Raw genomic sequence first — 14,607 nt, forward strand, 5'->3', positions numbered from 1 at the left:
CCGTTGATCAAGCCGTTGATCAATACGTTGCGGTCGTGGTGCGATGCCGCTTATTTTGCTGGATATTTGATAGACAACTCTTTTAACACGTTGTCGGCATGATCCACCTCTTTCATGACCCACAACATATACCGGATATCGACATGGATCGCACGGGTAATGGCGCTATCGAAATACCAGTCCTTGGTGATCGATTCATAGGTTGAATCAAAATTTAATCCCACCAATTCGCCATTTTTGTTTAACACCGCCGAGCCGGAGTTACCTCCTGTCGTATCGGCACTCGACAAAAAGTCGACTGGCACCGTCCCCAGAACAGGATCTTTAAAACTGCCGTACCGTTTTTCGTTGATGGCAGCGAGTAAATTGTCTGGTGCGATAAAAGGCTCTTTTCCCGTATGTTTTTCGACGATTCCCTCGACCGTTGTGAAGGGACCTTTCGTTACGCCGTCACGTGGGCTGTACGGTGAAACGGTGCCATAGGTAACGCGCAGTGTCGAGTTCGCATCTGCATAAACAGGCTTACCTTGCGCATTTTTCCAAGCAATAACAGCTTGCATATACTGCGGAATGACCCGTTCCAGATTGCCGTTGACCTCTTTGCGTCGTTCTTCGAGAGACATCCCGATATCATGCAGACGGATCGCTAATTTGATCATGGCATCGTCGGATGTTTGGAAGGCAGCGGGGTCTTTTTTCATCCAAGCAAGACGTTGGGCTGTTTTGCTCAGCTCGCTTTGCTGGTACAAACCAACGACCGTATCGGGCGAAGGTAATAAGGCATCCAACCCCGCTGGATGTGTTGCGGGGTCAAGTTTGCTGTAACGTTGCAGTGCGGCGGCGTAGCGGGCCTGATCGACACTGGTCATGAACGATTGTTCGAGGCGGTTTAAACGCGCTGCGATAAATGGCACATCCCGCTGTTGATAGCCGGCTTCACGCTCTGCATCTGGCTTCGTCGATTCAAGCGCCAGACGATATAAGGTGCGAGCACTTTTCAATAAGTCACTATCGTTCGCCACCGCCCATGCGAACTCTTCTTCTGTCAATGCCATGTCACTGGCGATGACGGTATCAAGCTCTTTTAAAAAGTCTTTGTCTGGATTGTTTTGGCTAAACCAGCTGCGGAACTCTGCATCTTGTTCGTCTTTGATGGCTGCAATGTCTTTACGATGAAATCCCTCGACCAAGCCTTCTGTTTTCTTCAAACCGTTATTGATGCTTTTCACGACACTGGCATAACGCACTTGGGCATCGGGGTCGCCTTCGGTGGCGGCGTTAATCGTTGCGACATCCGCTTTCGCTTCGGTGACACGCTTTGGATAACTGACATCCCGCGCAAAACGAATTTCTTCAGGCAATTTATAGCGACTCGTGCGCCCTGGATAGCCCGCAAGTAAAATCGGATCGCCATTTTTTAAGCCTGCCGCAGACACGACTAAAAAGTCTTTGGACTTGTAAGGGACATTCTCAGGAGAAGGGTCGGCAGGACGTCCGTCTTTACCGACATATGCTCTTAAAAAGGCGAAATCACCGGTGTGACGGGGCCATTCAAAATTATCAACTTCGCCACCGTAATTACCAATTTTGTCAGATGGCGCGTAGACCAGACGGACATCACGGATCATTAACTGGCGAATGCGGTAGTACTCAAGGCCACGATGAAAACTCGGTACCGAGCAACGGTAGGCTTTGTCCTGTTCGCACTCAGCAATGAGCGCTTTGATTTTATTTTCGACGAGTGCATGACGTTCTTTGCCACTCATGGTGGGAGCGATGCCCTGCAGAACTTGCGCGGTCACGTTATCTACTTTGTCGGTGATGTACATTTTTGCATCCGCACCGGCCGGCAATTCTTCGGCCATCGAAGTCGCCAAAAAGCCGTTGCTAATGTAATTTTTTTCAGCGCTTGAGTTCCGTTGGATGGCGCCATACGCACAATGGTGGTTCGTGACCACTAATCCTGTCTCTGACACGAACGACGCAGAACAACCACCGAGCGATAAGATGGCGCTCATGGGATGTTTTGAGAGATCGGCCAGTTTCTCGGCTGGCAGCGCGATGCCGATACGTTTTAATTCAGATTTTAATTGTGGCAATTGATACGGTTGCCACTGACCTTCATCAGCGAAAGCCTGTGCAGTCGGGACGAGTGTTAGCCCCGCCACGAGTAAAGAAAAGAGAGGCGATAGAGGGACGATTTTCAAGCTGTGCTCCGTAATTCGATTTTATTTTTATGGTACGACGAGGGGTGTCAGGGGACGATGGAGGTCGTCGATGGGCTTGTTATGGCGTTTGTTGATTCACGGATCAGACGAGCCAAGGCAAGGCACCTGACAGTCACTTCATCCACAACCGACGGATAGGCCGTCGGTTGTTTTGGGGACGATGATGCTTGCTGTTTATTCAGCGAGCATCTCGCGTTTCACGCGACGGGAGATTTCCCAATCGAGTTCTTTGTTGCGTTTTTTTTCTAAGCTGTCGATGTGGCGAAGTTTTTTGCCTTCGACAAACTCACCGGACAAAATCAAACGTGGCTTGGTCGCCGCAGAGATCAAACCATTGGTCGCCCATTCAGAACGGGGCAGGGTAGAACCCGCGAAAATCCCGTAGTCTTTACCACAGCTAATGCCTTTTTCACCGACGATGGATTCACCCGCTTTGATGTATTTCGCTGCATAAACACTCGCAGCACTTGCGATCCAACGTCCAGCGTGAATTTCACCAAACAGACTGCTGATTTCACCTTTTGCGCGGATACTGCCCCAGGCACTGATGTCACCTTGGCTGCCAATCGCGCCAGCGGAGACATTGCCTTGGCTGATGATTTCACCCGCAAACAAGCTGCCTTCGACTTCGATATTGGTCTCGCTGAACACTTCGCCTTGGCAATTGCAATCGCCGGCGACATGAATGGCGCTGGCTGCTAAGTGACCACCAACGAATTGCACTTCAGTCGCTTCGAGGTCATCGTCCAATTGCAGATTGCCGTGGCAATCCAAATCGGAACAAGACAGATAGCCCAGACCTTGGATATCGCCAAAGCCACCAAATACGTCGTGATGCGCTTGACGTGCCAGAATGGCTGGGTGCACCAAGGCATCCATGAAACTGCTGCCGTCTTTTGCTGGTTTGCGCTGATCGATTTCCAGTACACGCAACATCCATTCGGCGCTGCAGCCGGTCTTGACCAAAAATTCAACGTCGATATTTCCGCCGACATCGAGCGTGTGGCCGACGTATAAGGACTGCACTTGAATGTCGCCAGTGACGGTCAGCTTGCCGAGACAGAACACTTCTTCGGCGATCAGGTCGCCATCAATCAACAAATCACCACCAACGATCAATTGCGTTGTGATCGTCACATCACCTTGAATGTGCACGTCGCCCGTGCTGGCGAACTGTTTACGTTTCAGTGTTTTGGCTTGGAACGGATCAGGAGCAGGAATAGCAGGCAGGATCACTGCAGGCTTGGCGGCGCGTTTCGTCATGATGGACCTTAAAAGGTGAGGGTAAATGTCATTCGGTACTGCAATTGATCGCCATTATCCCAGAGTTACGTCTGAGAAAACGCCTATGAGCGGATTTTTGATGTGTTTTCATGGGTATCGTTATGTACAAGTTTGTTAAGCCACATCAAGTTGTGTATCAAACAGATTGCTAACGTAATGAATTGTAACTATAATAGGAATCGTTCTCATTTGCATTATGGTGTAATTTCAGGTCGTCACCTCGTTGTTCTTTGCATTTTCTTATCCCAATGACACTCATCACAACCCCTGTCGCACGCCGTAAGGCAACGTCTTTATCATCGACTCATTCTCTGTTTTCCACGCTCGCCGTGGCGGCAACGCTTGGTTTATTGACCGCTTGCGGGGGAGGTGGTGGATCATCCAGCGCGGGTGGTACCTCTGGTTCCGATTCTGGAATGAGTGCGGCGGCGCAGGTCGGTCAAAAGATTTTTGCTGACGTGAGTTTGTCCGCATCGGGGAACATGTCTTGCGCCACATGCCATGATCCTGCCAATGCGCATGCACAAACCAATAACCTGAGTGTCCAGCTCGGTGGCCCGCATCTCGATGTGCCAGGCACCCGTGCTGTACCTTCTTTACGTTACCTCGATAAAACACCTGCCTTTGGCTTTGGTGATGATGGTAAGCCGGTCGGTGGCTTTACGCGCGATGGCAAAGCTTCAACGCTTGCAACACAAGCCGAGACGCCGTTATTAGCACCCCATGAGATGGCCAACAATGGTCGCGCGGATGTCGTCGCCAAGTTGCAACGCGCCAGCTATGTCAATGCATTTAAACAAGCATTCGGTGCAGATATTTTCAACGATACCGATAAGGCATTCGAACGTGCCTTGTTCGCTTTGCAGCAATATCAGCTAGAAGACAGCGATTTTCACCCTTACGATTCCAAATACGATCGTTTCTTGGCAGGCCAAGCGACCCTGTCCGATAGCGAGTTGCGTGGTCTTGCCCTCTTCAACAATCCAACTAAGGGTAACTGTGCCGCCTGCCATATCAGCACCAAAGGAAAAGATGGTTCTGCACCCCTCTTTACGGACTTTACCTTCGACAATCTCGGGGTTCCTCGCAACACGCTGATCCCCGCTACCGCCAAGGCCGATTATTTTGATATGGGCGTATGCGGTCCAGACCGAACCGATCTGGCTAAACGTACAGAATTTTGCGGTGCCTTCAAAGTGCCTACCCTGCGCAACGTGGCAACCCGCAAGGTATTTTTCCACAATGGCAAATACAACAATCTGCGAGACGTGGTGAGCTTCTACGTACGCCGCGACACCAATCCAGAAGAATGGTATCCGCTTGCTGCCGACGGCAGTGTATTGAAATTCAACGATTTGCCTGCCGCTTACGTCGGTAATGTCAATGTCAAAGAAGTGCCGTACAACCGCCAGCGTGGCATGGCCCCAGCGCTGACACCTGCTGAGATCGATGATGTGATTAGTTTCTTGTCGACCTTAACGGATGGCTATAAACCATAAGGCCATCATCCAGCACAACATATCCATCGAGAGAGAAATCATCATGAAAAAAAAGATCCTTGCCCAGAGCTTATGTGCTGCCCTCATCGCAGCAGTGTTCACCGCGCCAGCACACGCTGATGAAGCGGCCTTGTTACAACGCATCGAAAAACTGGCGGCTGAATTAGAAGCAATGAAGGCAGAGTTGGCTGCAAACAAACAAAAAACCGAAAGCGTCGCCAAAACACAGCAACAACTAAGCGCCACTGTCGCTGAAAATACGGCGGCGATCTCGACTGCCACTGCGCAGCCTGCTACGGACGCGCGCGCCGTGGCGATGTCAGAGAGCGGTTCGGCATCGGGTCCACAAACAACGATCAGTAGCTACGGGGAAATCAACTATACCCGTCCACGCCAAGCCAATAGCCAAGCACAAACCGACGTAGCACGTGCCGTGATCGGTCTGACACATCGCTTTGATGAAAAAACCAAAATGGTGGCTGAGTTTGAATGGGAACACGCAGTCACCTCAAAAGATGATCAAGGTGAAAGCGAAGTTGAACAGTTATATGTTGAGCATGAACTCCGCGAAGGCCTGAGTGCAAAAGCGGGTCTCTTTTTAATGCCAGTCGGTTTGCTCAACACCAACCATGAGCCAACGGCGTACTATGGCGTGCATCGCAATTTTGTCGAGACAGCCATTATTCCGAGTACCTGGCGTGAGGCCGGTTTTGGTTTGACTGGTACGCACGACAACGGTCTGACGTGGGATCTTGGACTGACAACTGGCTTTGATATCAATAAATGGGACGGCACCAGCACGGATGGCGCCGAATCCCCGCTGGGCAGTATCCATCAGGAAGGCCAATTGGCGAAATCCCGTGATTTGAGTATGCATGCCGCCGTCAACTGGCGCGGTGTACCGGGCTTGCTGGTCGGCGGTTCCGTCTTTACCGGTAAAGCAGGACAAGGTACCAAAGACAGTGTCGCTAACGATAGCCGCGTGACGCTTTGGGATATGCATGCCCGTTACAACCCAGGCAAGCTGGACGTGAGTGCGCTTTATACCCGTGGCACCATCACTGGCGTGGGGGCATTGAATCAAACCTTGGCAGGTCAAATTACGCCAGTGCCGTCATCGTTCTACGGCTGGTATGTACAGAGTGCGTATCAAGTTTGGAAAACAGACCATTACAGCCTGACACCATTCGTTCGCTTTGAACGCTTTAACACCGCGCAGTCCTACACAGACATGCCGCAAGGTCTGGGATTGACACCTGCCGCTGACCAAAAAGTCAGCACCATTGGCGCGAATTTCCGTATTGGTGAAGGCGTTGTGCTGAAAGCCGATTACCAGAAGTTCCAGCAGGACAGTAGCCTTGATCGTTATAATCTGGGTGTTGGTTACGCTTTCTGATCATGTCTATGAAATCACTTGCTCCACTCTCTTTAACTGCATTGATGACCGTCAGTAGCAGCGCATTGGCAACGCAGTACCTGACCGTGGAGCAGGCGCAACAAAGTATTTTTCCTGACGCCAACCACTTCGCGCCCTTGCCACTGCAACTCAATGCAGAGCAAATGAAGCAAGTTGAAAAACTGGCTGGCGTCCCCGCTCGTTCTGTGGCGTGGCGCACAGTGGCGGCCTACAAGGACAACGCCTTACTGGGGTATGTGGTCTTGGACGATGTGATCGGCAAATTTGAGTTGATCTCCTATGCCGTTGGCCTCATGCCCGACGCCACCGTCAAGCAAGTAGAAATTTTGACCTATCGCGAAAGCCATGGATTTGAAATTCGGAACGCCAACTGGCGGCGTCAGTTTGTAGGTAAAACCGCGAATGCCGGTCTGATGGTGGGCGATGGTATTGCGAATATCAGTGGCGCTACCTTGTCTTGTACCCACGTGACGGACGGTGTCCGACGGATTGCTGCGATCGCTCAAGTGACCTTGAAAAAATGAAACGTCGTGCGCAGCCATGGCTCGGCACCTTGGTTGATGTGAGCATTCTGGACGAGATGCCAGAAGCCACGCTACAGGCCGCATTTCAGGCCGCGTTTGCTGTCATTCGGGAGGTGCATGAGGCAATGAGCTTTCATGCATCAACGAGCGATATCAGCCGTTTCAACCACGCTGCGCCGGGAGACACCCTGCGCATGCATCCTCATACCATTCAGGTACTCACCGCAGCGCAAACCCTCTCGCAACTGACAGAAGGTGTCTTTGATATCCGGACTGGCAGTTGTCTGGCGGCGGGTGCATTTTTACCGCACCCTGATCACGCTACCATCCCCACCTACGAAGCGGGGCAACAAGCCTACTTGCTGCGCCAAGATGGCTTGGTTCAAAAATTACGCGATGATTGGCTCGATGTCGGTGGTATCGCCAAAGGATATGCCGTTGACCAAGCGATTGCCGCGTTGCAAGAGGTAGGGATACGCAACGCCTGCGTCAATGCGGGTGGTGATTTGCGGGTGTTGGGGCGGCATGAAATCGCCATCCGCGACCCGCAACAACCGACCCGTATGGCACACACAGTCGTACTGGAAGATCAGGCATTGGCGACCTCAGCGATGTATTTTTCTCGCAAAGAAATAGATGGGACAGTGCAGAGCGCGCTCTTTGATGGCCGTACGGGTGTCTCGTTAAACAGCACAAAAAGCTACTCGGTGATGGCATCCTGTTGTATGCTGGCGGACGGTCTGACGAAGTTTGTCGCAGCAACGCAAGAGAGCAACCATCCTTGCTTTGATGCCTGTGATGCGCAGGCCTTTATTGTCTCATCGCTTTAGTACCCGCTTTTCCAATCGCTTTTCCGCCAGCGTATGCCTATCCCGAAACACCGCCCTCGACACACTCTTCATCCGCATCAGGCGGTCTCGCCGCGTCTGCAATTTAAACTCGAGCGGTGGCATAAACGGAGCATTTATCTCCTTATAGGTGCTTTATTTTTCAGCGGTCTTGCTTGGATCATTGCGCGTTTTACACTGCGTGCGGTGAGGGAGTTTGGTGAAACCATTCATCCACTTGAACATTGGTCAATGCAATTACATGGTGCGTTGATTGTGCCATCCGCGTTTTTGATTGGCAGCCTGCTGTTCCAACATATGCGACGTGCCCACCATGCCGGTCGAAACCGCAAAAGTGGTTGGACGATGGTCATGAGTCTGGCGTGGTTAGCCTTGACGGGTTATGGTTTGTATTATTTTGCCAGTGAAACGGCGCGGCCTTGGTGGTCGGCCGCGCACTGGATCGTTGGATGCGCTTTGCCTGCCCTCTTATTACTGCATATTTATCTGGGGCGTTTAAGCGTCAGACTGGGGCGCGCGTCATCTACGATGCCCCTACCACCTGCTTAATTCAAGGTGGCGTTCAGACGCCCCGCTTCTGCGAGTTCGCGGATTTTTCTGATGGTATCGATATCGGCTTGTTGATACGCAGAACGACGGTAGTCGTTATACATTTTCTCTTGCTCATCTTCTTCTGCACTGGCGGTATTCTCATAGATAAACCGCACGAATAAATGCTCTGGCGCTGGTTCTTCGATAATCATCTTGAGTGACGATGGTGGAATCTCACCCTGCGCAGGCACATCGTAGTGAACATGTTCTTGATGCGCAAAGTGAACGGTATCGGTCACAGACAAGTTGCCATAACGTAAAGTGCGCGTCATACGGACTTCAGAACGATCGACAATACTTGCTTCGTCGAGGTGCGGCACAAACAGCTTCGGACTTTCCGCACGCAACACCAGACCGTGCCATAGTTGCTCACGGGTCAAAAAGTCCGCCATCGGATTAAGAATGTCGTTAATTTCAATTAAATGTTCAAATTTCATGGTGTCGCTTTCAACGTGTTTTTTGCTACCGCAATGCCGACAGTTTACTCTTGTTGCTTAGGATGGTGGTAAATACGGTCCGGCTGCCCGCCTTTGGCATCAATAGACGGCTACAATAGCGTCAACTTTGTTTTTCAAGCGCCTATGTCCCACGGTCTCAATGCCCCCCAACGTGCTGCAGTGAATTATATGGATGGCCCCTGCCTGGTATTGGCGGGCGCTGGATCCGGTAAAACGCGGGTCATTACCCAAAAAATCGTGAATTTGATTGAGCTGCATGGCTACGAGCCCAAGCATATCGCCGCACTGACATTCACGAATAAAGCAGCCCTCGAAATGCAAGAGCGGATTGCCAAGCTATTAGCTGAGCCACGCCAAGCAAAGCAATTGACCGTTTCTACTTTCCATTCGCTTGGCGTCAAAATTTTGCGTCAAGAAGCCCAAGCGCTCGGGTTGAAAGACCGATTTTCGATCATGGACAGCGACGATTGCTTTTCCTTAGTGCAAGATTTAGCAATCACGACCGACAAGCAATTGATTCGTCGTATCCAGACAGCAATGTCCCTCTGGAAAAATGCCTTGGTCGATCCAGAACAAGCGATTCAACAAGCGCAAGATGAAGAAGAAGCCACCGCAGCGCGTATTTATCGTAGCTACGTCGCCACCTTATCTGCCTATCAGGCAGTGGATTTTGACGATTTGATCCGACTACCGGTGGAGTTGTTCCGCAACAATGAACAGGTACGTGACAAGTGGCAGCGGCGTTTGCGTTACTTATTGGTCGATGAGTATCAAGATACCAATACCTGCCAATACGAGCTGGTGAAGCTATTGGTGAGTGGCATCGGCAAAAAACCGATGTTCACGGCGGTGGGAGACGACGACCAAGCGATCTACGCGTGGCGTGGCGCGACGATTGAAAATCTCAAAACCTTGCAAGTCGATTTTCCGAATTTAGAGATCATCAAGCTGGAGCAAAATTACCGCTCCAGTACCCGCATTCTGCAAGCGGCCAATGCGGTGATTGGAAATAATCCTAAATTGTTCGAAAAATCCTTGTGGTCTGAACACGGCTTGGGTGATCCCGTCAAAGTGCTAGGCATGCAGGATGACGAGCAGGAGGCGGAACAGGTGGCGATCATGATTTCAGCCCACCGCTTTGAACGTCGCGCCAAATACTCGGACTATGCCATCTTGTATCGCGGCAACCATCAGGCGCGCGTGATCGAACAAGCATTACGCAAAGAGCGTATTCCTTACACGATTTCAGGTGGACAGAGTTTTTTTGACCGAGCCGAAATCAAAGACATCATTGCCTACTTGCGTTTGATTGCCAACGAAGACGATGATCCCGCGTTCATTCGCGCGATCACGACGCCAAAGCGAGGTGTCGGACAAGCCACGCTGGAGGTGCTCGGCGCGTTTGCGGGACAGTGGCAATGCTCGCTCTTTGCCGCCGTCTTCAAAGGTGGGATCGAGGCCAAGTTGACTGAACGCCAACTCCGTCCTTTACGTGAATTTGCTACTTTCATTAATCAGGTCGAGGCCCACGCCCACCGCGAAGGGCATGCGGCAGAGTTGTTGGATGATCTGATGAAAGAGATTAACTACGAAGCGTATTTATACGACAACTTTGACGACCGCGCTGCGCAAAGCAAATGGCAAAACGTGCTCGACTTCACGCAATGGCTGAAAACCAAAGGCAGCGGCGGCAAAGATGGTACAGATGATCACCGCAGCCTGCTCGATCTCACGCAGATGGTGGCGCTGATGACCATGATGGAAGGCAAGGACGAAGAGCCCGACGCCGTTCGGATGTCCACCCTGCATGCGTCTAAGGGGCTAGAGTACCCGCACGTATTTCTGGTCGGTGTCGAAGAAGGGATTCTGCCGCATAAAGGCGATCCAGATGCCCCGATTGAAACCTTGGCAGCCCGTATCGAAGAAGAACGTCGTTTAATGTACGTTGGCATCACCCGCGCCCAGCGCAGCCTGCACATTACCTGGTGCAAAAAGCGAAAAAGGGCTGGCGCACCCGTACATTGTGATGTGTCACGTTTCATCAAAGAAATGAAACTCGACGAAGGTGATGCTGTTCCAACCGAAGCTGAGGCAATTACACCAAAAGAGCGATTAGCAAATTTGAAAGCATTATTGACAAAAACTGCCCCACATCCGACAATCGACTGAACGACAATAGGTCAGTTGGATGATCTCAACATCACGAAGGGGATGTCGATGTACCGCTGGTTTTTGGGTCTGCTTGCTTGGATCATGCTCGTCGCTACGCCGGTTGCGCTGGCGGAGGGGAGCTGCACGCGTGTATTAATTTCTGCGGATCCCGCTTACCCACCGTTGCATTGGTACGACGGCAAACAATTCCGTGGTGCCAGCATGGAGCTGACAACCAAAGCCCTCACCAATCTCGGTATCCCCTTTGAAGTCCGGTATCTAGGTCCCTGGAAGCGGGTGCTGGCGGCAGCCGAGCACGGAACGGTGGATATGGTGACGACCCTCAAAGACACCCCAGAGCGCCGACTTTTTCTGACCTACAGCACCCCCGTTTTGAGTAACCCTGTCGCGGTTTTTGTTCGTGCTGAGGAAGCCTTTCCGTTTAATACCAAAGAAGACCTGATCGGTCGCCGGGGCGGCATCGCCCGAGGGAATCGCTTTGGGCAGCCTTTCGATCAGTTTATGGATGAACAACTACAGATCGAAACGGCACAAGACATGGAAACTAGCTTCCGTATGTTGTTAGGCCGTCGCTTTGACTATGTGGTGACGGGCTATTATCCGGCACTCTCTGAGTTACAAACTTCCCATTTAGACAGCAAAATCATCGCGCTGCACCCTTTTGTCATTGAAACGCCCAATGCGGTTGGCTTTGTCAGTAAAAGCCCCTGCATCAAATATTTGAAAGTATTTAATGATGAAATCGAGAAAATGCGGAAGAATGGCGATATTGAGCGCGCACTCAGAAACGCCAACTTAGAATGGCGGCAATATCCTGTGGTGAACAAACCCTGATAGTCCGTTTCTTTGTTGTAACCGCCGCGATGGTCATTACCTTACGCATCGATCAACTTACCCGCTTTCATCACGCATTCACCCATGTCCCCATTGTCCTTTGTTCGCCCCGTCCTTCAAACGGCTTCGGTCGTTCTGTTGAGTTTCTTATTTTCTGGTGGCGTCTCCGCCAAAACGCCAGCTGAAAAGCCCGCTAAGGGCATTTTGTGGGAGGTGAAATCGGCGACGAACACCGCGTATCTGTTTGGGTCGATTCACTTAGCCAAAGCCAGTTTTTACCCTTTACCTGACCGGGTACAAAAAGCCTATCAGCAAGCAGACACGCTCGCTGTTGAAATTGACAGCTCCGATCGCAATGCGATGGTAAAAGCGATGCCATTGCTGACGTATGCCGCACCAGATAAGTTGCAAAATCATTTACAACCTGCCACCTGGGCGGCGTTGAAAGCCTATGTCGGGCCTGCTGCTGAGCGTTTTCAGATCTTAAAACCAGCCATGGTCGCGACCGGTGTGATGGTCGGATCTTTTGCAAAAGCTGGGTACGATCCTGCGTTTGGTGTGGATGTCCATTTTATTACTCGCGCCAAGCAGGATAAAAAACAAGTCGTTGAGCTAGAAAGCATGGAATTTCAATCGACGATTCTCGGTGGATTGAGTGATGAAGAAGGCGATGCCATGTTGCGCCAGATGATCGATAGCCTGAAAAACGGCGACGCTCTCCGTGAAACAAACCAGCTTGTCGCCGCGTGGAAGACGGGCGATGCCGACAAAGTGGTTGCGCTACTGCGGCAAGAGTCAGAGAAAGACCCAGGCTCCAAAAAAGTCATGGAACGCCTCCTCGACGAGCGCAATCCTGCGATGGCAGATAAAATCACAGAACTGATGGCGTCCGGCAAGCATGTGATCGTGGTGGTGGGCGCTGGACATATTTCCGGACCGAACAGCATTGCCGATCTATTGAAGAAGCAAGGCCTGCAGGTACGTCAGATCAAGTATTAACCGACGGCTGATGCAGCAGAATCCGTCGCCTAACGCGTAGTCAATGAGAACACAATGAAAGTACCTGAATTTCCTGCCGACGAAGTCGCTGGCGCACTGCCACTCGCGGAGCACTTGATGCGAGACCATCCTTGGATCTCGCTGGATCAAGTCAATGACGTTGAAGCATGGCTGGATTTACATGACCGGGAGCTGCAACAACTGGTCGGCAAACATCCACAAGCGGGGTATGGCGTCTGTTTTAACCTGCTCCATGGCGGCGAAATCTATCTGCATACCAACAGCGATGGCGATATTTTGCTCGATGTGACGCCAGAAGCCGCATGGATACAGCCTGTTCTCACCGCCGTGACCCGCACGGCACCACCACGCGGCCAAATTTGGTTGGTCCGTGGCGATGCGCTGATCCCACTGATTCTGGGATTAAACAGCCTCATCGCCAGTAGCCGTTTGGTGCTGCAACATGCCTTCAGAATACAGAAGTAAGGCTTCTCTTAACTGACCACTCCATTGCGATCAATCCGGACAACCCGTGGTCCGTTGTCCTGTTTGACGTTGACCGCCGCTTCGCCTGATCCATTCACTTTAATACTTGCGGTATGCAACAGCAGATCGCTCGCATGGAGGTCGCCAGAGCCGTTGACCTTGGCGACCAAGCTATTTGCCGTGCCGGATAATGAAGCGGTGCCTGGACCATTCATGACAAGGTCGATTTTGTCGCCAGCTGAAATGGTGGCGTTCAGGTCGCCTGATCCCGACAGCTCTGCTTTCAGATTCTGATCGATATGCATGCTGATATTGGCAGGCCCCTGATTTTTCAGGACGACAGACTTGGCGTGTAAATCATTTGTCTCGACATCGCCAGACCCGTTGATATTCATCGTGAGGAGTTGCACCTCGCCTGCCAGTCGCACGTCACCGGGGCCAAACAACTGTAAATCTGCTTGCGCCACATTTAAGCCTTTGACATCTAAGTCTCCTGACCCTGATGCCTCGACTTTGAACTCTTTTATGGCACCCATCAATGTCGTGTTACCCGAACCGCGAAGCTGAAGATTCACTTTGGTATCGTGCAGTGATCTTGCTTCAAAACTGCCACTGCCATTGAGTCGGAGAGAAAGCGACTCTGAGATCGCATCGAGGTTCATATCACCAGAACCATTTGATTCGATATTTGCCCGACCAATCGCCAGGTTGCTGAGATTGACGTCGCCACTGCCTGAGGATGCGACGGACAGAGATTGAATTTTACCGCTGGCTTTCAGATCGCCAGAGCTATTGGATTTGAGGTCAAAGCTGTCTGCATTGAGACCGCGTAGGTCCACATCACCGCTTCCGGCGTTTTCTAAACGCTGCAAATGCGCTGCCGTGATATTGATCGTGCCTGGGTTGTTTTTCCAAGAAAAACTATAGGTCTTGCTTTTATTCCGGATGATCAGTCGCTGATTTTCCACCACGGTTTCAACCTGTGGTACCAGCTTCTCATCGCCCGAAATTTCAATGTCGTCCTTATCCCCAGCGGTGACCACCACCTGAAAAAAACTATCGTTTTCTATCGCTGTAAACGGAGTGACGGGACGCTTCTCCGTGACCGTTTTTCCACTGGCAACAATTTTGCCGTCAGCACCCGTCTCAAGGTGCACTTCACATCCAGTCAGTGCGACCAGACCCAAACCGAGGCAGAAGCAAACGAGATTTTTTTTCATGATAATTGCTTGCGTAATGTTAAGTGATACACAAGTGTAGTCGGTAA

At 51.3% G+C, this 14,607-nt stretch carries 13 protein-coding genes; 9 read left to right on the forward strand and 4 right to left on the reverse strand.

Translation table 11 applies throughout. From position 1 onward, the window contains the following. Positions 1–50: 50 nt before the first annotated feature. Positions 51–2,168: a S46 family peptidase gene (locus ACO0K2_RS05030; RefSeq protein ID WP_423017460.1), complete on the reverse strand. Its 2,118-nt coding sequence runs from the start codon at positions 2,166–2,168 to the stop codon at positions 51–53. A 234-nt stretch (positions 2,169–2,402) separates the two neighbouring features. After that, entirely contained in the window at positions 2,403–3,491 is a 1,089-nt protein-coding gene (locus tag ACO0K2_RS05035) for a hypothetical protein (protein ID WP_423016404.1), read from the reverse strand. A 269-nt stretch (positions 3,492–3,760) separates the two neighbouring features. Between ACO0K2_RS05035 and ACO0K2_RS05040 the strand changes: the two genes are divergently transcribed. From ACO0K2_RS05040 to ACO0K2_RS05060, 5 genes are read left to right on the forward strand one after another with little or no spacing between them, the layout of a single operon-like run. Then, positions 3,761–5,011: a cytochrome-c peroxidase gene (locus ACO0K2_RS05040; RefSeq protein WP_423016405.1), complete on the forward strand. Its 1,251-nt coding sequence runs from the start codon at positions 3,761–3,763 to the stop codon at positions 5,009–5,011. 43 nt (positions 5,012–5,054) lie between these two features. Beyond that, on the forward strand, positions 5,055–6,407 hold the full coding sequence (locus ACO0K2_RS05045; protein ID WP_423016406.1) for a hypothetical protein: 1,353 nt from the start codon (positions 5,055–5,057) through the stop codon (positions 6,405–6,407). A gap of 8 nt (positions 6,408–6,415) precedes the next feature. After that, positions 6,416–6,952, forward strand: coding sequence for an FMN-binding protein (locus tag ACO0K2_RS05050; RefSeq protein ID WP_423016408.1), 537 nt, complete (start codon positions 6,416–6,418; stop codon positions 6,950–6,952). Further along, positions 6,949–7,782 (forward strand): FAD:protein FMN transferase, encoded by an 834-nt coding sequence (locus tag ACO0K2_RS05055; protein ID WP_423016410.1) that lies wholly within the window; start codon positions 6,949–6,951, stop codon positions 7,780–7,782. The genes ACO0K2_RS05050 and ACO0K2_RS05055 overlap by 4 nt, the downstream gene beginning before the upstream one ends. A gap of 33 nt (positions 7,783–7,815) precedes the next feature. Further along, a complete protein-coding gene (locus ACO0K2_RS05060) occupies positions 7,816–8,349 on the forward strand; it encodes a DUF4405 domain-containing protein (protein ID WP_423016412.1) in 534 nt (177 codons plus the stop codon). Here the strand turns inward: ACO0K2_RS05060 and ACO0K2_RS05065 are convergent. Then, entirely contained in the window at positions 8,346–8,828 is a 483-nt protein-coding gene (locus ACO0K2_RS05065; RefSeq protein WP_423016414.1) for an SRPBCC family protein, read from the reverse strand. The two genes, ACO0K2_RS05060 and ACO0K2_RS05065, sit on opposite strands and share 4 nt — an antisense overlap. 144 nt (positions 8,829–8,972) lie before the next feature. On the opposite strand from ACO0K2_RS05065, the gene ACO0K2_RS05070 reads away from it, so the two are divergent. The 4 genes from ACO0K2_RS05070 (at position 8,973) to ACO0K2_RS05085 (ending at position 13,340) form a co-directional block, all read left to right on the forward strand. Then, positions 8,973–11,018, forward strand: a complete 2,046-nt coding sequence (locus ACO0K2_RS05070) for a UvrD-helicase domain-containing protein (RefSeq protein ID WP_423016416.1) — start codon at positions 8,973–8,975, stop codon at positions 11,016–11,018. A 48-nt stretch (positions 11,019–11,066) separates the two neighbouring features. Beyond that, positions 11,067–11,855 (forward strand): substrate-binding periplasmic protein, encoded by a 789-nt coding sequence (locus ACO0K2_RS05075; RefSeq protein ID WP_423016418.1) that lies wholly within the window; start codon positions 11,067–11,069, stop codon positions 11,853–11,855. A gap of 84 nt (positions 11,856–11,939) precedes the next feature. Further along, positions 11,940–12,854, forward strand: coding sequence for a TraB/GumN family protein (locus ACO0K2_RS05080; protein WP_423016420.1), 915 nt, complete (start codon positions 11,940–11,942; stop codon positions 12,852–12,854). A 54-nt stretch (positions 12,855–12,908) separates the two neighbouring features. Next, positions 12,909–13,340, forward strand: a complete 432-nt coding sequence (locus ACO0K2_RS05085) for a hypothetical protein (protein ID WP_423016422.1) — start codon at positions 12,909–12,911, stop codon at positions 13,338–13,340. A gap of 8 nt (positions 13,341–13,348) precedes the next feature. On the opposite strand, the gene ACO0K2_RS05090 is transcribed toward ACO0K2_RS05085, so the two are convergent. Next, positions 13,349–14,560, reverse strand: coding sequence for a GIN domain-containing protein (locus ACO0K2_RS05090; RefSeq protein ID WP_423016424.1), 1,212 nt, complete (start codon positions 14,558–14,560; stop codon positions 13,349–13,351). Positions 14,561–14,607 lie beyond the last annotated feature (47 nt).

It is taken from the genome of Undibacterium sp. MH2W (genome assembly GCF_049340215.1).
Taxonomy (GTDB): Bacteria; Pseudomonadota; Gammaproteobacteria; order Burkholderiales; family Burkholderiaceae_D; genus Undibacterium.

Bases quoted from the DNA above. Each gene is read 5' to 3' on its own strand.
- ACO0K2_RS05065 (WP_423016414.1), bottom strand. From the start codon at position 8,828: ATGAAATTTGAACATTTAATTGAAATTAACGACATTCTTAATCCGATG.
- ACO0K2_RS05045 (WP_423016406.1), top strand. From the start codon at position 5,055: ATGAAAAAAAAGATCCTTGCCCAGAGCTTATGTGCTGCCCTCATCGCA.
- ACO0K2_RS05080 (WP_423016420.1), top strand. From the start codon at position 11,940: ATGTCCCCATTGTCCTTTGTTCGCCCCGTCCTTCAAACGGCTTCGGTC.
- ACO0K2_RS05055 (WP_423016410.1), top strand. From the start codon at position 6,949: ATGAAACGTCGTGCGCAGCCATGGCTCGGCACCTTGGTTGATGTGAGC.
- ACO0K2_RS05090 (WP_423016424.1), bottom strand. From the start codon at position 14,560: ATGAAAAAAAATCTCGTTTGCTTCTGCCTCGGTTTGGGTCTGGTCGCA.
- ACO0K2_RS05050 (WP_423016408.1), top strand. From the start codon at position 6,416: ATGAAATCACTTGCTCCACTCTCTTTAACTGCATTGATGACCGTCAGT.
- ACO0K2_RS05075 (WP_423016418.1), top strand. From the start codon at position 11,067: ATGTACCGCTGGTTTTTGGGTCTGCTTGCTTGGATCATGCTCGTCGCT.
- ACO0K2_RS05070 (WP_423016416.1), top strand. From the start codon at position 8,973: ATGTCCCACGGTCTCAATGCCCCCCAACGTGCTGCAGTGAATTATATG.
- ACO0K2_RS05085 (WP_423016422.1), top strand. From the start codon at position 12,909: ATGAAAGTACCTGAATTTCCTGCCGACGAAGTCGCTGGCGCACTGCCA.
- ACO0K2_RS05060 (WP_423016412.1), top strand. From the start codon at position 7,816: ATGCCTATCCCGAAACACCGCCCTCGACACACTCTTCATCCGCATCAG.
- ACO0K2_RS05035 (WP_423016404.1), bottom strand. From the start codon at position 3,491: ATGACGAAACGCGCCGCCAAGCCTGCAGTGATCCTGCCTGCTATTCCT.
- ACO0K2_RS05040 (WP_423016405.1), top strand. From the start codon at position 3,761: ATGACACTCATCACAACCCCTGTCGCACGCCGTAAGGCAACGTCTTTA.